The sequence below is a fragment of the Bacillus thuringiensis genome, from assembly GCF_001182785.1.
In the GTDB taxonomy this organism is placed as follows: Bacteria; Bacillota; Bacilli; order Bacillales; family Bacillaceae_G; genus Bacillus_A; species Bacillus_A thuringiensis_S.
The window spans coordinates 1-21,494 of the sequence record NZ_CP012101.1 but is presented as its reverse complement, the minus strand read 5'-3'; the positions used below and the strand labels follow the sequence as shown (position 1 = coordinate 21,494).

Here is a 21,494-nt window from a genome sequence, read left to right as displayed (position 1 = left end):
AAATCTCTTCACATTATTTTTGAAATTAAAATAATTGTAAACTTGCAACATGTAGATTTTTCCTATCTATCCATTTTGCAAATGAATAATCCATTGTTAAAAAATTTCCCCATTTTTTAACAAACAACCATATGAATACACTTTAATGGAACCCCCGACTTTTCTTTTCTATCTTTGATATACAGTATGTCGTTTGTAACGATTACAGTCACATACCCCTTGTTGTGTCACCTTTAAAAACTTTTCTTTAGAAGAATATTTTCATTATATTTAACATTAATCGTCTTGCCTATATTCCCCTTTACGATCACCATCATGATGATGGTCTTCATCACGATGACTATATCCATAACGAATTTTTTCAATATTAATGGCATCTAAACTGGTATAACAATCGTTTCCATTTCGTTTAATCCAATAAATAAAATCCTCACATTTTTCTTCTGTAAACCGAATAAAGATTCCCTCTCCTTCATATCTTCCAGCAGAATACACCTTTATTCGATCTCCCTCACATAAATCAAAAAAACGTTTTCTTGTCATATTAGCTGTCTCCCTTTTCTAAAATTATTCATTTCACAAATAGCATATGCTGTACATAAGCCTATTGATTGGGCGGTTTACAAGCATATATTTGTTTTATTATTTAAAAGGTTCTGTTGGAATAAAAAAAAGACGCCATTTATGATGATGACGTTTTGTTTTAAAAGAATGTCTGGGTTTTCAATTGTAAATGGCTCAATTTGAAATTTACAATTACAAACACTAAACAAACCTATTTTTAAAACCTTTACACCCTATATTTTTTATATATTTAGAATATTTATCATTTGATACAAAGCAACTCGATGCTTTGTATATAAAATGTACCCTCGGTTTCTCCAATCTCTATTCGTACACGATCGCTTTCCGGGAATACCTCTACTGTTTTTGTCATATATTCTTCTTCACAAGAAGTGAACTTAAGTGTTTCTTGCTTTCCATTACAATCCATCATCGTTACATACCCTTTTCCAGGACCTTCTTTTTTGGCAATCACACGTAACATATATCCATGATGATCTTGGGCATGCAGATTCTGAGATACCCCCGCACTCCAGTTTGATAGAACTAATATAGAAGCTCCATCTATTTGTTGTACGTCTACTTTACCTGTTGCGTGCCATCCCGTTAGTCCCTGTGTAAAGTCACCATTTGTTATGCTATTTCGTGCATTATATAAATAATTAGCTTGCGTTATACGCGTATTTAAGTCTGTATATACATCATAGTTCATACCTGGAACATCAGGTAACCACCCATGGTGTACATACGGAATCAACTGTGCCAACTGATCGGCGTTTTGAATATGACCTAAAGTAGTATGATAGTGTAACTCTTCTCCTTGTGCATTTGTGAATAATGCATCTACTGCCTGTTTTGCTGGGGCATAGGCTTGTTGTGTTTCCAATCGTTTTTTCTCCATTTGTTGGTTCCATTTCTTTTCCTTTCGTTTCACATGTGTCAATACTTCGTCTGTTAGTGGGCCTGCTTCAATCACTTCTAAATTATCTAATGTCGCGTAACCATCTGGAGAAGAAATTTTAAATAAAATCAACATTCCTAAATTTGTATTGTAATCCAGTTCACCTGTATCAATATGAAACTTGAATTGATGAGAATCATGACAGATTACTTGTTTTTGGTCTGATATACACTGATAAGTGTTAGATGTATACTCTGGCATCAGATTGTAATAGCCAACATTTCTATTCTGGTACAGTGATTGTTCACTGTTGTATAATTCATTACAGGAAGGCATAGAAGGTACGTATGATATATCATTTGGTACATTCATGATGGCATCTATTTCTTTTCCATAACGAATTACCATTAATTTTAGATCTTTACTACTTCCCACAAATCCTCGTATTTGATAACGTGTATACGGTTTTAATTTGGATTCGTCAATTTTCTGGTATATATATGTTGGGAATAAGGTTCCGTCAATATCCCTCGCCCCATACATATTTAAATATTGTCCTTTAAAAGTTGAATTATTGTTCTGAATGGAAATATTATTACTTGTACTCCACCCATTAAATGAATCTTCAAAGTCACCATTTTGAAGTAAATTACGAGAATGACTGAGGTATTTTGCATGTTTCACTTCATCCCATAACATCATTTTTTCTTTGGGAGAATTTTCATCTGGCATACACTCTATAGAAATAGCCACTTGATCTATTTCATAATCTGTCGTTTCTATTTTTAACGTATTTTTCGTACCACTTGTAAACATAGAATTCACAACCTTTTCGCTTTTTTGAATAACGATTCCATCTAATTTAGTAAGTACTTTGTGTTAATCGATACATAAATCATTAACTAATGTCTGTGATCTTTCTAAACTTTAGTTCATTTTACAAGCTTCTACACCTTGATCCATTGGATAGAATTCGATCCTGTCAATAATTAATTGATTATTTAAACTCGGAGTTGATTGGTAAACAGCTATAGTTACTATTGTATTTTGAGGTGCAGTCATTGTAATAATTTGATTATATTCTTTATATTTAAACTCCTCGTATTTTAAATCTGTTGGTATTATATTATTAGTTCTTAAAAATGTACGTTCTGTACCAAATGTTATACCTATTGGATTCCCACCCTGTAATGTATATGATAGACTCACTGTAAATGCATTATTTGCAGCATAACGCATGCGTATACCATAACGTCTGGAAGTTTCAGTAAAGCTACCTGTTTTACATTTAATTTCCATTCTACCGGATTGAGTACCACTGTTCAGAAGAGCAACTAAGTCTCCACCTGTATGACCAGGGCCCGCAATTACTCTAGCTGGCGAATTCAAAAGATTAGCTTTAACAGCAGGAATTTGTGTAATTCTATTTGGAACAATTAGATTATCAGGATCTACACTAGTATATGTCCAGGCAAATGAATATCCAAAACTATAGACGCCAGATCGCGAATATACCATTTTAATATCAGATAGTATATGTTTTGTTTCTTTAATAGAAATATTATTTGAGCTTGATGCATTTTGTGGGCCATTCATAAATGTATCTATGACATTATTTGAGTTTCTACCTGCATGATAAGGTTGAGTTGTGGACGCATTACCATTATAGTCACTTTTATAAAAGGTCATATCAGAAATTCCAGCTATTGGATAACAACCATTTGGATCATGATATTGTGACATTGATAATTTATAAATAAACAAGTTATTTAACCCTATTGGTATTGGTGTGCCACCTGTAATTCCTTGAGCCGGATTAGGAAGTATAGCCGGATTGAAATTTTCACTTATTGTATAAAGGTTTAATTCGTTTAACCAAGTAAATAATGATGGGGGATGTGTAAGTTGGTTTTCCAATGATTCTAGATTTCCGCTTTGTTGAAGTGCTTGTAAATAGAATGATGGCATATAAATTTTTCTAGTAAGTTCTGTTTTTGTTTGTATTGGATAAATACATATATCGTAATTTGGGAATAATGCAACTAAATCTAATGCACTTAGAGTCATCTCTCTACGATATTCATTGAAAGTATCCCATGAGATATTTTGTATATTTTTGATTTTATTTAAACCATTTCTATATGTTCCTGCAATATCATTAGTATAAGTTTTTATTTTTTCTATTAATGATGCATAATATTCTCGTGATGTTTTAAAAGGTATGGGTTGATTGCGAGCGTATTTTGCCCATTCATCTCCATATTTGGCGCCTCTTTGGAATAATATTAAATCAATATTTGCGGTTTGTGCATAGAGACTGAGTAATGCAGGCTTATTAGCTTCGCTTACTGTTAATTGATTTTTAAGTTGTATAATAGCACCTTCAATAGCTGAAATTCTTCTTAATAAATCCCCTGTAGTAGCTTGATTTTTTGCACCGGCCCATATTGCAAACTCTCTCTCAAAATTCACCAGCTGTTCACGTAATGCATTGTAAGATCCTTTGAGAGGGTTTAATATTATTTCTATTTCTGCTGGTGTCAGTTCTGGTCTAATAAGGTTTAACCCTCTATGTGTAAACTCTTCCCATATAATAGTTTTGTTCTCTGGCCAAAGAAAAGGTATTATTGATGAAAAAGTTCCTAAAATTAATCCTATAGCTTCTCCTGGACCACGAATAAGACCTATTATAGAAGCTATTACCCCTATAGCGGCAGCGACTGAATTAATGTCAGAGTCTATAGTGGTACAAAGTGGAGTAATAGTTTGACACATATTAAGCCAATCTTTATAACTCGTATTTTGTAAGGGAACTTGTGGATTATTTGCTAATGGATACTTGAATAAGCATTGACCATGTTCGAATAATTTGGTAAAACATCCAATATTTTATATTCATTTTCATTTTGATATAAATTCATTTTTATTCCTCCCTTATACTCACAACTTTTGATACAAAGGTCCCTAAACATATATATGACTGACTATAATCTAAATATTCATAATTTTCTATATCTCCTATATCTCCTCCGATAAAAAAGGATTATAATGCTAAAAGATAGCGAGAAGTAAAAAAGCAGTACGCTTCTCGCAAAATCAACTCTTAGGCAGTCAATCCAAACAGCTAATGGGTAAATATATTTGATTTTTGACAGACTTCATCCTTAATTAGATTTATCCTTTATTGATTATATGCATGACTTCTATTCCAGCAATCATTTGGTAGCAGTTTGCAATGATCTCAATCCAAGCATATTTTGGATTCGTTTTTTGATAAAACGATGGTCCTGTTCAATAATGTTGTTTAAATATTTTTTATACGAAGTAGCATACCATGTGGTATGCGCTTTTCATCTTTCTATTCCCTTATCGTAACGGGATAGACTATTATTACACGAGGTTTTGTTGCATGATAAGAAGACAAGAATTTTTTAGAAATACTTAGCAGCCTTTTTACTAATCAAAGAAAAATTAATCGTGTTTCCTTCAGAATCACTAGCACGATATAAATACATTTTCTCTCCTTTGATTTTGATGTACGTTTTATCGACTCTCCAAGAATCATTCGTTGGCTTCAAATGCTTTCGAATCCGCTGATTTAATTCTGGCCCATATTAATGAACACAACGCATGATGGCTGTACCGGACAAAAATAGCACTCGTTCCTCTATCAGTTCCACTAAATCATGAAAACTTAAGTTGTACCGTTAATACAATAATATCTGGCTGATAATGTTTCCATTAGAATATATTTTCATTAGAATATATTTTCATTTTCATAATGATCACACACCTTTTTAAAGTATTAGTATGGCCAAATTCGAAAAGATATATTTATGGTTTTGTTGCAAAGCTTCTTCATATATAAAAATTTAGGTTGCGTACGATTAAACCTTACGCAATTGCAAGTAATTTTTTCAATTTATTGTACGTTTAAAAACCGCGGTTTTGTCGCAAACTGCGGTTTTGTTTATAATATAGTATAAATGGTTTTAATCCCCTTTATAGTACGTGAAGCGTGGCTAAGGATTTGAAATCCTGCGCATTTGGAAAAACGTCGCGATAACTTAAAAAAAGACGAAAGTAGTAGCCGACGGCTATTAAAATAATTCCTTTCTTGAACTGTTTTTCTTTAAAATATCGCATTTATGATTATCCTCGCTCCTTTTTTCAGGAGTGTTACTTGGTTTAAGGAACTTTGCAACAGAACCAATTTATTAATCGCCCAATCAATAGGCTAATGTACAGCATATGCTATTTGTGAAATGAATAATTTTAGAAAAGGGAGACAGCTAATATGACAAGAAAACGTTTTTTGATTTATGTGAGGGAGATCGAATAAAGGTGTATTCTGCTGGAAGATATGAAGGAGAGGGAATCTTTATTCGGTTTACAGAAGAAAAATGTGAGGATTTTATTTATTGGATTAAACGAAATGGAAACGATTGTTATACCAGTTTAGATGCCATTAATATTGAAAAAATTCGTTATGGATATAGTCATCGTGATGAACAACATCATCACGATGATGATTGTAAAGGAGAATATAGACACGATGATTAATGTTAAATATAATGAATATAATCTTCGTAAGGAGGTTTTTAAAGGTGATACAACAAAGGGTATGTGAATGTAATCGTTGTAAACGGCATGCCGTATATCAAAAATGGAAAGTAAAAGTTGGAGATCCCATTAAAGTGTATTCATATGGTTATTTGTTAAAAAAATGGGGAAATTTTTTAGCGATGGATTATTCATTTGTCAAATGGATAGATGGAGAGAAAAATCTACATTTTACAAGTTTGCAATCACTTCAAATTCAAAAAATAATGTAATCATAAAAATGAATAACTTTTAAAAGGAGGCTGTCTCTGGCAGCTCCATTTTTTAGTTTGTTCGTGGTTAAACATGAACAAACTTTTCAACAGAACTTCATTTTACATAGTACTTATTGTACCAATTTACAAACTGAGTTAAACCATCTGTTATTGTTGTTGAAGGATAGAAGCCTACATCAGCCTGCAAATCGGAGATATCTGCATATGTCTCCTTAACATCGCCCGGTTGTAGAGGTAAAAACTCTATTTTCGCCTTTTTTCCAATTAATTTTTCTAATATGTTAATAAAATCCATTAATTTAATAGGATTATTGTTACCAATGTTATAGATTTTGTACGGGGCAAAGCTTGAACTTGGATCAGGATTAGCTGTATCCCATCTTCCGTTATATATTGGTGCATTATCAAGTAATCGAATTATTGCCTCAACAATATCATCAATATAAGTAAAATCTCTTTTCATATCTCCGTTATTAAAAACCTTAATTGTATTCTCTTCAATAATATTTCGAGTAAATGAGTAATAAGCCATATCAGGTCTCCCCCACGGACCATATACAGTAAAGAATCTAAGTCCAGTGGTTGGTATATTAAATAAATGACTATAAGTATGAGCCAACAGTTCATTAGACTTTTTTGTAGCAGCATATAAACTTACTGGATGATTTACTGAGTCTTTTGTTGAAAAAGGAATATTAGTATTAGCTCCGTAAACAGAACTTGAGGATGCATAAATTAAGTGCTCTACATTATATTTTCGGCATGCCTCTAAAATGTTTACAAACCCAACTAAATTGGCATTAATGTAAGAATCTGGGTTATCAATACTATAACGCACTCCCGCTTGAGCGGCTAAATTAATGACTATATTAATCTTTCTTTCTGTAAATATTTTATTTAATTTTTTTTTATTTGATATATCCATTTTATGGAATTCGAAATTATCGTTTTCTTTCAATATCTTAAGACGATCTTTCTTTAAAAAAATATCATAATAATCATTTAAACTATCTACACCTATAACATTGATATCTTGAGCCAACAAACGTTTTGATAGGTGGAAACCAATAAAACCTCCCGCCCCTGTCACCAAGATTTTCATAGTATTAATTCCGATCCTTTCTATTCAATAGAATTTTTAGGCTCTCTGAAATACCGAATATTCAGTTGTATTCACACACTGCTATTCTCAATATTTTACAGAAACAAAGCATGTTCATTATGTTGGACTTTAGAAAAAAACAACCAGAAATTTCATTCTCTCTGAGAAGATTGATTTTTTTATTTATTTGCAAGAAAATTATAACTATTCTTAGCTCTATAAGTGTATTATCATTTAATAGATAGTTTTGTCTTTCGTCCATTTAGCGTATATTTTAGGATCTATTGCTTTCACTTGTTCTAGAAAAGTATCTAAAAAGTTTCTTTCGCCTAGGTTTCTAAATAATTCGAGGGGTATTTTTTGATCATGTGAAAATGAATACACATGATCGACTAATTTAAAACCATTATTGGTTACAATAATATGTCGTAATGGGGCATCGATTTTTTTGAAACCTGATTTTTTCATCTTTTTTAATATATAGAGTAATCGCCTTGTTATGTCTTCAGAAAATACAGATTGTTTTTTCAGAAAAGTATTTAAATCTGGTCCTGAAAGATATTCCATTAAAACATAATTTGGTCCGGTTTCAAATACTTTTGGGATAAAAGACAAATGTTGACTTGATAAAAGAACATTTTTTTCTCGATTTGCATGTTCAGTTTTCCCGTATATCTTTACGCATTGGTCTTCAGACACCCTATAAACAGCTCCTTGATGCCCTTTCCCAATTAGTGCTTGTGTAATTGTACTATCTATTTTCACACCATTCCCTGGACCTCCGTGGAGGACGTCAATGTTTCTAAAGTCCAAATTTTTACGATTTAAATATTTATTCCACTCATTAAAAGTATCCGGTTCAAGATTTTTCACCTGAGCTAAGAATGAGTCCTTTAACAGGATTGTTTTTAAATCTCTTAATAATTTTTGTGGCACAGGGTATTTTTTTTTGAAGGAATTCTCATGGCCAATCACCTTAAGTTCATCATTGTCAACTACAAAAATATTGTGTAGAGAGGCGTCTACCATGGTGAATTTTGTTTGTTTTAATTCCTTTAATATAGATAGAAGTTTCTCTACTATAAAACTGGGCATATACATACAATCTTTAAGGTATTCTTTTAAGGTTGGAGCATTAAAATATTCCATGACTATATAGTTTGATCCAGTATCATATACTACAGGCATAAAGGGGAAATTTTTTCCATCTTTAATGACCTTCCCCTCTATTTTTGCTTGTGCTGGGTCTGAATAAACTTTCACACATTTATCCTCTGCAATTTTAAATACAGCACCTTGAGTTCCCATACCTATCAGTGGATAGGTAGTGGGATTGTGAATTTCTAAAGTTTTTTTACCTTTGGCTACAGTAATTGCTTTGAAATCCTTCATGATTATCCTCCTAATCTCGCATCTTTCACTTGCTATTGAAGCTGTTGGATATAACCAATAGCTTTTTTCACATTTTGGGCTCTTTGTGGTTTTTTATCTTTTTTACGAGAGACTACTGTTTCTTCATCTCTAGGCTGATGTTGAAGCTGCTGAATATAATTAAGAGCTTTTTTCACGTTTTGGATTTTTTGTGGTTCTTTATCTTTTTTACGAGAAACTACTGTTTCTTCATCTCTAGGCTGATGTTGAAGCTGCTGAATATAATTGCTAGTTATTTTTTTGTTTTTTTTACGAGGTAATATTGAATCTTTTTTATACTTTTTATAAGGACCTACTAGTTCATCATAAAAGTCAGCTTGCTGTTGAAGCTGTTGAACGAGGCTAAAGCTTTGTTCGATTTTTTTACGAGCCGCTAATGTATATGATTTCCATATATCTCTATTATTTAGCATAAATTCAAGACCATTTGCCAACTTATCTACATTATTTTCTTGTACTAATACGCCTTCTTTATTATTTGTTATTAATTCAGGGATGCCAGCATGATCAGTCGAGATCACGGGTACCCCAAGCGCCATAGCTTCTTTTAATGTATTAGGTATACCTTCTATATCTCCATTAGAGGCTTCTAAGCTAGCTGCGCAAAATATATCTGCATTGGTCATTTGTTCTCGTACTTGATCTTTAGGTAGGTGATTTAATAAACGAAAAGAGTTTCCTAAGTTAAGTTGAATTGCCAAGGACTTTATATATTCTTCTAGTTCTCCTCTCCCAATAATTGTAAGGGTAGCTTTTGGAAATTCACCTTGGATCTTTTTAAACGCTTTCATTAAGATGTGGTGTCCTTTTTTTTCTACTAATCTACCAACAGATAAAATGTTTTGGGATCCCTCTTTCTGGAGAGTTTGATAATTGTATTGGTTAAGGTCAACACCACCATACAACACCCTAATTTTTTCTGGAGGACAGCCCCAAGCAATTAGCCTATCAGCTAAATACTGGCATACTGGAAAAAAACGTTCCCCTTGATCAAAAAGCATTTTCATGTTCTCAAGATAACCAATAGGCTGATTAGCTAGCGTCGCATCTCTTCCTCGAATACTTGTTACCAATGGAAGGTTTGTTTCAATTTTAAAAGGAAATAATAACATCCCTAATTGACCATGATGAGCATGTAAGAGTGAGATATTATTTTTTTTTACATATTCTTTTGGAGAGAAAATATCACTAAAATAATGAACTTTCTCATTCAAAAGAGAAAGATCTACCATATATTGTGGTTGTCGTACCATATGGATGTAATTATAATTAGGAATTTCTCTAATCTGCGAGATGTATTGGGTCGGATCGACCCTTAAATTCAAATGTAAAGTTGTATGCAATCAAATGTTCTCCCTTCAATTATAGTAAGCAAATTTTTGAGTCTTTTCATGTATATTATGTACGATTTTTTATGCGTACCTGGACTAAATGGCAATAAATTTCTGGTTCTGTTGCAAAGTATTAGAGGGAAACTGTTGGATTATACTTGTATAGAAAATTTCTTCAATCAACTTTAGTCAGAATGCTTTCATTTACATGTTTGCCGACAGAAGACTCCATCTTCAAAAAGGCGGCGGTATCAAATGATCATTTTAGGTGGGATATGAATGTCGGTAGGCGTAAGACTACATTCTTTGTATGATATAGAGACCATACAATAGAGTAAGGTACAATTCATGTTAATCAAAGAAGCGTATAAATTGCGTAGCTACCCGTATCAAGAACAACATGCTTTGCTTGCGAAAACGAATGGGTGCAGTCGTCTTGTATAAATCACTCTCTCGCTACGTGGAACAATACTTACAAAGAAACAGGGAATGGATTAACCTATCATTATTACTCTTCCAATCTCATCAGATTAAAAAAAGGATAATAAGATGTGGCTAAAAAATTTAGATAATATTGCGCTTTAACCCACATTAAAACAACTAGCTGATGTTTTTTCACACTTTTTTAAGAAATAGAACAATCCCCCAGGATCCAAGTCCAAGCACAATAAACATATGGAGATCTTGCTGTGATAGGCAATCGAATAAAACTACCTAAAATTGGACTTGTTAAGTCTGCAAAGGACCTTGAGGTAAAGGTACTGTATTTTAAGTGCTACTACTAGACGGAATTCAAATGGTAAATACTTTGTCTCTTAGTTAATGAGATAGAAGAAAAAGCTACCGAAAACAGAATTTTTTGTTGAGCTTAATATGGAATGAAAGGATTTTGCTATTATTTTATATAGAACTCCATATAAAGAACCTACATTATTCCAGAAATTAAAAAAGTTAATATCCTTTGCAGAAGAAAGAAAGGCCCTTCGAACTGGAATAAACAACGTATAAAGGTAGCAAGAATCTATGATTATATTACAAATGCAAGAAAGAATTACTGGATAAAATCTCTACCGAAATCATTAAAAATCAAGATGTAATTGGTATTGAGAATCTATAAGTAATATGCTCAAAATGGTAAATCCCCCAAAATGATTAGTGGGATATATCGGTAGAGATTCCGTAATCTATTGGAATATATAGCAAGTTGTGGTTGTATCTGAAATGTTTGCTGCCAATCAGCTATGCTCGGATTGTGGTCACCAAAATATATATGTTAAAAATCTCAAGCTTTGTGAGTGGAAAGGCTTTTCTTTCGACATACATCATAATTGGGATATTAACGTAGGAATGAAGTTTAGAAACGAAGTGATTCGCCCTCTAACCATAGGAACTACAGGGATAGCCTAATCAATTAGAGATCGTCAGGTTTATATACTTAGGAATCTGCCACCGTTAGGACGTTTAGTGGTGAGTAGTTCAATTCATTTAAATAAGTATTGCTGGTCTTCCTATTGGATAATATTCAATCTTTTTACAGGCACGGATTAGATTTTCTTCAATACAATTTCTTCCATCAAAAATAATCGGTTGTCTCATTATTTTTATCAATTCCTCAAATTCTAAACATCTAAACTCATTCCATTCCGTGACAATAAATATTGCATCTGCATCGACTGTCGCTTCAAGAATTGAAGTGGCAAACTTGATTGTATCCCCTAGTATTTTTTTTGCATTATCAATTGCAGCTGGATCATAAGCTACTACTTCTGCCCCTAGTTTGACTAATAAATGTGCAATTTTGATTGATGGTGCTTCCCTCATATCGTCTGTCTCTGGTTTGAAAGCAAGCCCCAGTATCGTAATCTTTTTCCCTTTTAAATCCTTCAAGCGATTTATTGCTTTCGTTACAAGAAGCTCCTGCTGAAAATCATTAATGGCTACTGTTTCTTTTAACAGGGAAAAAGATATTCCGTGTAACTTAGCGGTATGAAGCAAAGCTTTAACATCCTTTGGAAAACAAGATCCGCCATAACCAATACCAGGTTGTAAAAAGGCTTCTCCAATCCTTTTATCTTTTCCCATTCCCTTTACTACGTCTTTAACATCTGCTCCTATTACCTCGCATAAATTGGCAATTTCATTGATAAAACTAATCTTAGTAGCTAAATAAGCATTAGATGCGTACTTAATCATCTCTGCGCTTTTAATACTTGTTAATAAAAATGGGGCATTCAATGGAAGATACATTTCTTGTACTCTTTTTGCCACTTCTTCATTTTCAGATCCAATTATAATTCGATCTGGTTTCAGCGTATCCATAATGGCGGATCCTTGCCTTAAGAACTCAGGGTTTGAAACCATTTCAAGGGTCACATTTTCGTTACATATATCCACCATAATTTTTTTAATAAGCTCATTCGTACCCACAGGTACTGTACTTTTTAATACAATTACAGCATTCTGTACTAGGTTTGCAGCAATATCCTTTGCAGCTTGCTCAAGATAAGATAAATCTGCTCTCCCGTCTTCCATTTGTGGTGTTCCTACGGCAATGATGATAATCTCAGCACCATTTAATGCTTCTCGATGAGATGTTGTAAATTGCAATCTTCCAGCTGCAGCATTTTGAGTAAGTAAAATCTCCAGACCTGGTTCATATATTGGAGAAATCCCTTGATTCAAGCTCTTAATTTTTTGCTCATCTGTATCGATACAAATGACACTATGCCCTATTTCTGACAAACAAATCCCCGTAGATAGACCGACATACCCTGTACCCAAAATAGTTATTTTCATATTATTCAAACTCTTCCTTTGTAATTTAAAGTTTTTCTTGTGTGTTTATGTCCTTTAAATATGCAAGAACTTCATTTCTTATATCATCCCTATGCAAAGCAAAGTCTATTGTTGCCTTTATAAATCCAACTTTATCACCAATATCATATCGATTCCCCTCAAAATTATATGCTAATACAGCTTGCTCCTTATTCAACTCATTTATAGCATCTGTTAATTGTAATTCATTACTAGCTTGATCTACTGGGAGTTTTGTTAGAATTTTAAAAATTTCAGGTCTTAGGACATAACGCCCCATTATTGCATATCTGGAAGGAGCCATTTCCTTTTTGGGTTTTTCCACTAAACAATCGACACTAAAAAGGTTAGGTTGAATCATCGTCCCTTTTGGCTTAACAATTCCATATTTACTGACATCCTTTTCTGGTACGCTCTGAACGGCCACGACGGAGCTATTGCAATACTCAAAAACATCGATAATCTGCTTCAGACAGGGCGTTTCAGACATAACGATGTCATCCCCTAATAAAACAGCAAAAGGTTCATTTCCAATAAAGCTTTGCGCGCAGAGTATTGCGTGCCCTAGCCCTTTCGGTTCCTTTTGACGAACATAATAAATTGTTGCTAAACTAGATATTTGCTGAACTTCCTTTAAAACATCTAGTTTTTCTTTTTTTAAAAGTGCATCTTCTAACTCATATGATTTATCAAAGTGATCCTCTATTGATCTTTTCCCTCTACCTATTATGATAATAATTTCCTCTATCCCTGAAGCTACGGCTTCTTCTACAATATATTGAATCGTAGGTTTATCAACAATTGGCAGCATCTCCTTGGCCTGAGCTTTTGTTGCAGGCAAAAATCTAGTCCCGAGGCCTGCGGCCGGGATAATCGCCCTTCGGATTTTCATAAACGACCTCCTTTTTACATCCCTTAGTCTTTTATATGCTAAAGATTAACTATCGATCTAGTTAGTCGCCTAGATAATAGTTTTTTATATAGAAAGATCTAGCCGAGATTTTATCGAAATGGAAAGAGTTTAATTAAGTATCTTTGTATAAATTATGAATAGTTTCTATCTCTTGTAAGGTACGTGAAGCATGACGAAGATCCTGAAACCCTGTAGCATTATTGTGTAATATACTTCATTCCGCTTTTAATATAATCTCGTCTGGTTTCAAAAGTACACTTGAAATTTATGTTTATTCAATAACTCCAATCGCTATATCCATAAATAAACTCAAAGCATAATCGTTTTGGCTGAATACCATACCCCCGCCCTTTTAGGAGGTTAGAAAATTCAAGTTAGTCTAAGTAGAAATAATATTAACGGTCCACAGCTACCACATTGCTCTCTGGTTTGAATTTTTTAAATTCTCCATTCGGTAAACCCTGTACCATATTTTTTGAATATTCATCTTGATTTTGAAAATTTTGCAACAGAACCTGTATCCGTAATTCCTTCACTTCTTTATTAGTTAAAAAAATCCGTTTCAAAACCGTGAGATTAGTGGATTTTTTATATTATGAATAAATACACTCTCATTTTTTTCATCTGTGAATATAGTAAGTTTAGGAAATGGAAAAGGTGGGATACGTAAATGGGCAGCTATTTTTACGGTAATTTTGAACATGGCGAAAAGCGCAATTACTTTTATGATAATGAACATGACGAAAAACGTGATTACTTTTATGATTATGGTGAAAGGCGTAAAAAGGAAAGTAATAGAAGGGATGATTATAGTTTTTCTTCACCTATAGGTAATCTTTTTAAGAAATTAAAATCTGGCGATGATGTAGATACTCTAATTATTAGTGGAAAATCCCATTCTGTGGATGCCTTTGTAAGTTTTGATGAGAAGACCGGTATCATAACATTTGTGAAAGATAATGGTGCAGTATTTATTGTCGGTTGCGATCAAATTGATGCAATCATCATTGATAATTAGTTTTGTTAAATTAATGAAACATAGTAAATATATATTTTTTTACTTAAATGGTCATTTAAGGATAAGGGAAATCTAGGGACATCTTTTAATAACACAATAAAATTGGTTTCGATGTAAAAACTTCAAAATATCTGTAAGAAACCTTATAAACTGGAACGTATTAATACTCTAAAAAGATGCAATCATTATAAAAAAATTAAATCTATTAAAGCGTAAACATTATTAACCAGATATTATTTTACTAACGGTAATTTGCCTATCTGCGGTACGGCTTGAGCTCTTTTGACCTCTTAGAAATTTATGCAAACTATTTTGCACTGGGTGCTTCAACATGGATCCGAATGAGATAAGAAAATCGCGTAGTTATTTTAAAAAAACATTGAGTCTTGGCGAGACGGTGAAACATATATCAAAGTGAAGGGACAATGGGCGTACTTATTCCGAAATACTGATTGTGCAGGAAAAAATTATTGATTTTATCTATAGTAAAAAAAGAGATAAAAAGACTGCGAATCGTTTTTTTAAGAAGGCTTTGCAGTCTTTTCATGTCTCAAAGCATCGTATTATCACGGTTGATAAGAACCCTGCTTATCCAATTTCCATCGAACAGTTGAAGAAAGAAAAAAAGATACCCATAGGTACCCAAATCCGAAGGATAAAATATTTAAACAATATAGTAGAACAAGATCATCGTTTTATTAAAAAACGTATACGCTCTATGTTGGGATTTACATCATACAAAACATCGGCCTCTATATTGAGTGATGTAGAAGCGATGCCTATGGTCAAAAAAGAACAAATTGATTTACGGGATTAGTCTGTCCAAAATCAGAATACTATATCATAATGAAAGGCGAATGGCGTTATCTCTATAGAGCAATCGATAAAGATGGACACACATTGGATATTCACCTCCGCAAAAAATGAGATCATCAAGTGGCATATGCCTTTATGAAAAGACGAATGAAAACATTTGGAGAACTAACGGTTCTCACAACAGACAAGGCTCCCGCGTTACTTTGCGCGCTCAATAAATTGAGAGAACAAAGCTTTTATAAGCATGTCACTCATTTGTACAATCAAGCACTTGAATAATCTTATAGAACAGGATCACAGACATTTCAAGCGACGTTTTCCAAATCCGCAGGATTTCAAAGTCTTCGCCATGCTTCACGAACATTGAAAGGAATCGAAACTATTCATGCTATCTAAAAACAAAACCGCAATTTGTGAACAAACCGCGGTTTTTCAACTTACAATGAATTACAAAAATCACTTACAATTGCATACGTTTTAATCGTATTCAACCTAAATTTTTATCTGTTAAGAAATTTTGCAACAGAGTCGACGATAGTAACATTTGATATTATTGTTTAAGATTATATTTGTTCAGGATAGTTGGAATTGGAATTGTCAGGATATCTTGAATCATGGTTAGGGTGAGAATTTTTATTATCAGGATAGTTTGAATTATAGTTAGGATGAGCGTTGTAATTATTAGGATAGTTTGAATCATGGTTAGGATGAGCGTTGTAATTATTAGGATAGTTTGAATCATGGTTAGGATGAGCGTTGTAATTATTAGGATAGTTTGAATCATGGTTAGGATGAGCGTTGTAATTGTCAGGATAGTTTGAATCATGGTTAGGATGAGCGTTGTAATTATTAGGATAGTTTGAATCATGGTTAGGATGAGCGTTGTAATTATCAGGATAGTTTGAATCATGGTTAGGATGAAAACTTATTTTATGGCTGTTACTTCTTTTTAGTATTTCTACACTAATTGAGCTTATATTGGTAAATACTTCGTTACCTTGATCATTTTTCCAAGATAAAAATGATGAATTTTCATCTTGGAAAGTGTATATGTAATTCCCTTGTCCCTCTAATGTTCCTGCGGAATATACTTTAATGAAATCGCCCTTATTTAATTTACTTAACATGAAATATTCTCCTCCCTTTCGGCTTTTAGTCATTTAAGGTTATTACTTCACCTGTTACAAATATAAATTTTTCAATTAATTCTATAAAAATTCGAAATTTCGATTCTAAGTTGTCATCAAAACACAGTTCATAATTTCTAGTTGTATCATTCGTATTTTATAATTCTCCTATATATTATTCTAGTTTTAAAAAAATATTCTAATATCCACTTAAAAATTTTAAAAATTAAAGTTAATGAAAAAATAGTTCACGTACTATTTGAATTAGAATAGCACCTTCCGCCTTTGACTTGGATTAAATAGAGCGAACCGCAGCCACCTAACTTCGCTTGAAACGGGGGCTGATGGGGAAATATCCGCCTCTGACACGGCTAATTTTAGTAAGTTTATACTCTCTTATATCTCTATCATGATGGTTGTTGCATTCTGCACAGGTCCATTCACGAAGGTTTAGTTTTTTGGTTTTGTTGCAAAGTTTCTTAAGAGATAAAAAGTTGGTATGTTGCAGATGGATTTTATGCAATCGTTAGTAATTGATGCAACTCATTGTACGTCGAAAAAACGAAGCTTGGTTGTTGCAAACTTCGTGTTCGATTATATAGAGCATGAACGGTTTTACAATGCCTTTCAAAGTACGTGAATCATGACGAATGCTTTGAAATCCTACGGATTTGGCAAAACGTCTTTTTACATGTCTATGGTCTTGTTGGTTCTGGTGCAAAAAAGCTAAACGGTTTGAAAATGTTCTTTCAAACTTGGCCATACTGGTACTACTACTTAAAAAGAGGTGTGATCAGTATGGAAAAAGAAAATATATTCAAATGGAAACATTATCAGCCTGATATCATTGTATTAGCGGTACGTTGGTACCTACGGTACAACCTCAGTCTTCGTGATTTAGTGGAAATGTTCGAAGAAAGAGGATTATCCTTGGTCCATACAACGATTATGCGATGGGTTCATCAATATGGACCTGAATTAAATGAGCGTATTCGAAAACATTTGAAACGAACAAATGATTCCTGGAGAGTAGATGAAACATATATCAAAATCAAAGGTGAAAACATGTACTTATACCGTGCTGTTGATTCCAAGGGAGGCACGCTTGATTTTTATTTGAGTAATAAACGAGATGCGCAGGCTGCCAAGCGTTTTCTAAAGAAAACATTGGCTTCTTATCATGTCACAAAACCTCGTGTAATAACTGTGGATGGTGATAAAGCCTATCCCTTTGCGATACGGGAATTAAAAAATGAAAAAAGCATACCACATGGTATGCCACTTCGAGTGAAAAAATATTTAAATAATATGATTGAGCAAGACCATCGGTTTATCAAAAAACGAATCTGGAACATGCTTGGATTAAAATCATTACGAACCGCTACAAAAATGATTGCTGGAATAGAGGCCATGCATATGGTCAAAAAAGGACAACTCAAATTAAGGGAGCAGTCTGTCAAAAATCAGAATATATTTATCCAGCACTTGTTTGGATTGAACGTATAAGAGCTGATTCCGTTAGGAAGCCATGTCTTATGTAATCTCTGTTCATTCTGTGCACCAGAACCCTGAAATCTCTCCAAATGGGGGGATTTATTAAAAATAAGCATGCAAAATAAACCCTAACGGGTTTCATTTTTTCACTATGCAGCTTTCTTTTGCTTGCTGCATCACTATACTCATAGATAACACCCATGATATTGAAGTGAACCCTGAAAACGGGACACCTATCAAAACACCTAAACCACTTGTTCCCTAAATTCTTTAGGGGATAGGTGGTTTAATTTTTCTTGAATTCGCACACAATTGTAGTAATGAATGTATTCTAGCACAATCTTTCGCACAGTTGTGTTGGATACTTTTGTTATCTCTTGTGAATAGAAGGCTTCACTTTTCAAATGACCAAAGAAGCTTTCCATGACGGCATTATCATGGCAATTTCCTCTCCGGGACATGCTGGTGATAATGCCATTTTCTTTGGCATATGCTTGAAATTCCTTCGCTGTATAAATACTTCCTTGATCTGAGTGAAGAAGGACATCTTTTACTTCTCGCCCTCTCATTGCTTGTTTTAATGTCTTCATTGCTAATGGCAGTGCTTGGGACTCGCTGATGACATAACTAATAATTTCACGATTAAAGGCATCCATAATCGTTGATAAATACAAGGTACGCTCTCCAAATAATAGATACGTCACATCCGTAAACCACTTTTCATTTGGTGCGGATGCATCGAATTGGCGTTCCAATCGATGAGGGGCTACTACTGGCTCCGCACCACTGATATATTTCTTTTTCTTTCGACGAACTTTTGAGAGAATCTGATTTTGTCTCATAATTCGTAATACTTTTTTATGATTCACACACAGTCCCATTTTCCGAAGAGTTGCGGTCACTCTTCGATATCCATATCGTAATTTATGCCGAAGACAAACATCTTTTATTTTCTCTTCTATCTCATCTCTTAGGTCCACTGTTCGTTGTAACCAACGATAAAATGTAGACCGGGGTAATTCTAATACATTACACAATTCTTTTACCGTTAGTTTTGTTTTGAAATCGGTCCATAAAGTAACTACAGTTTACAGGTTCAACTCCTTTCGATTTCCAGATACTTTCCCCATATCAGTAATTTTGTTTTTAACTGTTTATTTTCTAAACGTAGCTGTTCCAATTCATTTAACTCTTTTGGCCCTTTTCCATAAGAATATTGCTTTCCTACAGGTTGTTGAAAACGGTACGTTTGACCAGTACGATACGACTTCATCCATGTCTTAATTTGGGAAACATTTTTAATTCCAAACTTCTCCATAATGGTCCGATTGGAATATCCATCCTTTTTCATTTCAATCACTTTCCACTTTATTTCTTCTGGGTAATGAACTCTTGTCTTCAAACCAAAAACACCTCCATTGAATTTGCATACTTAGTATGCGAATTCAGGAGGTGTTTTTTTCATGTACCACTATTCGGGTTCACTTCATATCAAAGACCGTTTTCTTCTCATATCGATGAGATTTCCGTCCGTTTTGTTGTAGAAGGTGGAACAGGCGGGTTAGAAGCTTTGTTATCTCTTGGGTGTTTTGTATGGATTGATAGAGGAGAAATAGATGGTCTTGAATCATCCCAATTGCTTTATATTCACTTAATTCTTTTTGCTTCTTCTGTAATAAAAGTTGACGCATTTTAAACATGGTAGAAGAACATAAGAAAATAGCGATCAGTTTTCCGTATAAATGGCACTCTATTCTTTCTTGTTTGACAGTGCGACAATGATCTATATCAAATAATGATTTCCACGTTTTAAAAACAATTTCTATCTGCCAGCGTAATGTGTACAATTCATGTACTTGTTCCATCGGAACCCACTCCCAAGGTGCATTTGTCACATATACATTTAATCCCGCTACTAATTTACTTTTCTCTGAATAGGTTCTGTGTTTTGACTTTTCTTTTTCTGCAATTTTCTCTAGGCGTTTTTGTAATTGTGCCGCTGTTAAACGATGAAAAACGAGACGTGAAAATAACTGCTGTTTATCTCCAATATAAGCTTGCTGATATTCTATCGTTTCCCCTGGTTGGAGTTGATTCAAAATCTGTATGACATTGATTGGTATGTATTCTGATTGTTTTTTAATGGAACCATTTTTAAAATATTCCGGATCTGGATTTTTTACATATACGTTTGTATTTAACTTTAACCGCGAAATATAATACGTACCCCGTTGATCCATTTGATCTAAATCCGCTAATGAAAAATACCCTAAATCACGAATACATAAATCGCCTGGCCGTAACGTATCTAAACATTCTGTTCCGAATGTTTTATCATTATTTTTTCCAGGTCCCACTTGAAAATTAAGAAATTGCCCACTATGCAAATCATATCCTAATTGAATTTTGATCCCAGCTGTTTGCGCAAAGCCACCTGAACCAGGATATATATGTTCCAAAGTATGGGGTACTTGAAACATAGTGGCATCCATGATGCGAATACATTTAAAATGCGCAAAAAGTTGGCTAGAAATGTGAGTTTGTTCACAGATTTTTTGTTGTAACAACAAAGAGAAGATATGCTTTAAAAACAACACTGATTTTTCATTAAATCGTTTATTTAAGCCCTCTGGGCTAAGTACAGTACCTGTAACTGTAACTGTAACTGCGTGAAGCCTGCTACATAATCTGACTAAAGGATCACTGGCTACCCTTTGGCTGATCCAAATACAAATGGTAGCTAGATCTGATCCTGAAAACTTGCGTTTTCGCTTTATAAACTTCATATCTCTTGCTAGTTCTTCCAAAAATTAGGGTGTGATATAGCGCTGTAATTCTTCCGCAAATGGTTGTAACTCCTCTTGAATCGAGAGATTCATAAAAAAACGTCACCCTTTCTCATTTATATTATGTAAGAAAGAATAACGTTTTTTTGTACTTGGGGGTAGTAAAAAGCCTTAAGTTGATGGGCATGGCCTCACCATACCATTTCGGGAAAATCGTACGTTTAGACACAATTTGGACACAAAATAACCAGTTCCTTGTAAGTCAAGGAACTGGTTATTGATTTTACTGCTTTATGGTTGTAATTTAGTTTTTCCTACTCCCAATTACTATCTCCAGTAGTTATGGGGTACGGAAAAAA

At 33.6% G+C, this 21,494-nt stretch carries 13 protein-coding genes and 8 pseudogenes; 7 read left to right on the top strand and 14 right to left on the bottom strand.

What is annotated here, in order from left to right:
• Positions 1 to 276: 276 nt before the first annotated feature.
• The 5 genes and pseudogenes from AC241_RS29630 to AC241_RS35385 all read right to left on the bottom strand — a co-directional run.
• On the bottom strand, positions 277 to 543 hold the full coding sequence (locus AC241_RS29630) for a hypothetical protein (protein ID WP_050845411.1): 267 nt from the start codon (positions 541 to 543) through the stop codon (positions 277 to 279).
• A gap of 283 nt (positions 544 to 826) precedes the next feature.
• Positions 827 to 2,281 (bottom strand): hypothetical protein, encoded by a 1,455-nt coding sequence (locus tag AC241_RS35005; protein ID WP_050845410.1) that lies wholly within the window; start codon positions 2,279 to 2,281, stop codon positions 827 to 829.
• A 111-nt stretch (positions 2,282 to 2,392) separates the two neighbouring features.
• Positions 2,393 to 4,240, bottom strand: a complete 1,848-nt coding sequence (locus AC241_RS35000) for an insecticidal delta-endotoxin Cry8Ea1 family protein (RefSeq protein ID WP_050845409.1) — start codon at positions 4,238 to 4,240, stop codon at positions 2,393 to 2,395.
• A gap of 349 nt (positions 4,241 to 4,589) precedes the next feature.
• Positions 4,590 to 5,185, bottom strand: a pseudogene (locus AC241_RS33805) (IS6 family transposase).
• A gap of 333 nt (positions 5,186 to 5,518) precedes the next feature.
• Positions 5,519 to 5,611: pseudogene (locus AC241_RS35385) on the bottom strand (IS6 family transposase); the annotation flags it as partial.
• Positions 5,612 to 5,809: 198 nt separating this feature from the next.
• Between AC241_RS35385 and AC241_RS29615 the strand changes: the two are divergent.
• Positions 5,810 to 6,028, top strand: a complete 219-nt coding sequence (locus AC241_RS29615) for a hypothetical protein (RefSeq protein ID WP_050845408.1) — start codon at positions 5,810 to 5,812, stop codon at positions 6,026 to 6,028.
• 44 nt (positions 6,029 to 6,072) lie between these two features.
• Positions 6,073 to 6,300 carry a hypothetical protein gene (locus tag AC241_RS29610; RefSeq protein WP_050845407.1) on the top strand — a complete coding sequence of 76 codons (228 nt, stop codon included), beginning with the start codon at positions 6,073 to 6,075 and terminating at the stop codon, positions 6,298 to 6,300.
• Between the two features lie 97 nt (positions 6,301 to 6,397).
• On the opposite strand, the gene AC241_RS29605 is transcribed toward AC241_RS29610, so the two are convergent.
• The 3 genes from AC241_RS29605 to AC241_RS29595 form a co-directional block, all read right to left on the bottom strand.
• Positions 6,398 to 7,405: an NAD-dependent epimerase gene (locus AC241_RS29605; RefSeq protein ID WP_050845406.1), complete on the bottom strand. Its 1,008-nt coding sequence runs from the start codon at positions 7,403 to 7,405 to the stop codon at positions 6,398 to 6,400.
• 234 nt (positions 7,406 to 7,639) lie between these two features.
• Complete coding sequence (locus tag AC241_RS29600) at positions 7,640 to 8,797, bottom strand: hypothetical protein (protein ID WP_050845405.1); 1,158 nt, start codon at positions 8,795 to 8,797, stop codon at positions 7,640 to 7,642.
• 32 nt (positions 8,798 to 8,829) lie between these two features.
• Entirely contained in the window at positions 8,830 to 10,089 is a 1,260-nt protein-coding gene (locus tag AC241_RS29595) for a glycosyltransferase (RefSeq protein ID WP_230690639.1), read from the bottom strand.
• Between the two features lie 426 nt (positions 10,090 to 10,515).
• On the opposite strand from AC241_RS29595, the pseudogene AC241_RS29590 reads away from it, so the two are divergent.
• Positions 10,516 to 11,574, top strand: a pseudogene (locus AC241_RS29590) (RNA-guided endonuclease TnpB family protein).
• A 78-nt stretch (positions 11,575 to 11,652) separates the two neighbouring features.
• Here the strand turns inward: AC241_RS29590 and AC241_RS29585 are convergent.
• On the bottom strand, positions 11,653 to 12,963 hold the full coding sequence (locus AC241_RS29585; RefSeq protein ID WP_050845404.1) for a UDP-glucose dehydrogenase family protein: 1,311 nt from the start codon (positions 12,961 to 12,963) through the stop codon (positions 11,653 to 11,655).
• Positions 12,964 to 12,988: 25 nt separating this feature from the next.
• A complete protein-coding gene (galU, locus tag AC241_RS29580; RefSeq protein ID WP_050845403.1) occupies positions 12,989 to 13,873 on the bottom strand; it encodes a UTP--glucose-1-phosphate uridylyltransferase GalU in 885 nt (294 codons plus the stop codon).
• Positions 13,874 to 14,564: 691 nt separating this feature from the next.
• Here galU and AC241_RS29575 point away from each other — a divergent pair.
• The 3 genes and pseudogenes from AC241_RS29575 to AC241_RS29565 all read left to right on the top strand — a co-directional run.
• Positions 14,565 to 14,912 (top strand): hypothetical protein, encoded by a 348-nt coding sequence (locus AC241_RS29575; RefSeq protein ID WP_050845402.1) that lies wholly within the window; start codon positions 14,565 to 14,567, stop codon positions 14,910 to 14,912.
• 232 nt (positions 14,913 to 15,144) lie between these two features.
• Positions 15,145 to 15,729: pseudogene (locus AC241_RS33800) on the top strand (IS6 family transposase).
• A 14-nt stretch (positions 15,730 to 15,743) separates the two neighbouring features.
• Positions 15,744 to 16,145 (top strand): annotated as a pseudogene (locus AC241_RS29565) (IS6 family transposase); the annotation flags it as partial.
• A 146-nt stretch (positions 16,146 to 16,291) separates the two neighbouring features.
• Here the strand turns inward: AC241_RS29565 and AC241_RS29560 are convergent.
• Together AC241_RS29560 and AC241_RS33795 are read right to left on the bottom strand one after the other, a co-directional pair.
• Positions 16,292 to 16,855 carry a hypothetical protein gene (locus AC241_RS29560; protein WP_050845401.1) on the bottom strand — a complete coding sequence of 188 codons (564 nt, stop codon included), beginning with the start codon at positions 16,853 to 16,855 and terminating at the stop codon, positions 16,292 to 16,294.
• Positions 16,856 to 17,370: 515 nt separating this feature from the next.
• A pseudogene (locus AC241_RS33795) lies at positions 17,371 to 17,564 on the bottom strand (IS6 family transposase); the annotation flags it as partial.
• Between the two features lie 89 nt (positions 17,565 to 17,653).
• On the opposite strand from AC241_RS33795, the gene AC241_RS29555 reads away from it, so the two are divergent.
• A complete protein-coding gene (locus AC241_RS29555) occupies positions 17,654 to 18,361 on the top strand; it encodes an IS6 family transposase (RefSeq protein WP_050845400.1) in 708 nt (235 codons plus the stop codon).
• Between the two features lie 233 nt (positions 18,362 to 18,594).
• On the opposite strand, the pseudogene AC241_RS29550 reads toward AC241_RS29555, so the two are convergent.
• Both AC241_RS29550 and AC241_RS29540 read right to left on the bottom strand, forming a co-directional pair.
• Positions 18,595 to 19,751 (bottom strand): annotated as a pseudogene (locus tag AC241_RS29550) (IS3 family transposase).
• Positions 19,752 to 19,830: 79 nt separating this feature from the next.
• A pseudogene (locus tag AC241_RS29540) lies at positions 19,831 to 21,228 on the bottom strand (IS4 family transposase).
• Positions 21,229 to 21,494: the final 266 nt, after the last annotated feature.

Coding starts and splice junctions, on each gene's coding strand:
- AC241_RS29630 (WP_050845411.1), bottom strand. CDS start 543: ATGACAAGAAAACGTTTTTTTGATTTATGTGAGGGAGATCGAATAAAG.
- AC241_RS35005 (WP_050845410.1), bottom strand. CDS start 2,281: ATGTTTACAAGTGGTACGAAAAATACGTTAAAAATAGAAACGACAGAT.
- AC241_RS35000 (WP_050845409.1), bottom strand. CDS start 4,240: ATGTGTCAAACTATTACTCCACTTTGTACCACTATAGACTCTGACATT.
- AC241_RS29605 (WP_050845406.1), bottom strand. CDS start 7,405: ATGAAAATCTTGGTGACAGGGGCGGGAGGTTTTATTGGTTTCCACCTA.
- AC241_RS29600 (WP_050845405.1), bottom strand. CDS start 8,797: ATGAAGGATTTCAAAGCAATTACTGTAGCCAAAGGTAAAAAAACTTTA.
- AC241_RS29595 (WP_230690639.1), bottom strand. CDS start 10,089: ATGGTACGACAACCACAATATATGGTAGATCTTTCTCTTTTGAATGAG.
- AC241_RS29585 (WP_050845404.1), bottom strand. CDS start 12,963: ATGAAAATAACTATTTTGGGTACAGGGTATGTCGGTCTATCTACGGGG.
- galU (WP_050845403.1), bottom strand. CDS start 13,873: ATGAAAATCCGAAGGGCGATTATCCCGGCCGCAGGCCTCGGGACTAGA.
- AC241_RS29575 (WP_050845402.1), top strand. CDS start 14,565: ATGGGCAGCTATTTTTACGGTAATTTTGAACATGGCGAAAAGCGCAAT.
- AC241_RS29560 (WP_050845401.1), bottom strand. CDS start 16,855: ATGTTAAGTAAATTAAATAAGGGCGATTTCATTAAAGTATATTCCGCA.
- AC241_RS29555 (WP_050845400.1), top strand. CDS start 17,654: ATGGAAAAAGAAAATATATTCAAATGGAAACATTATCAGCCTGATATC.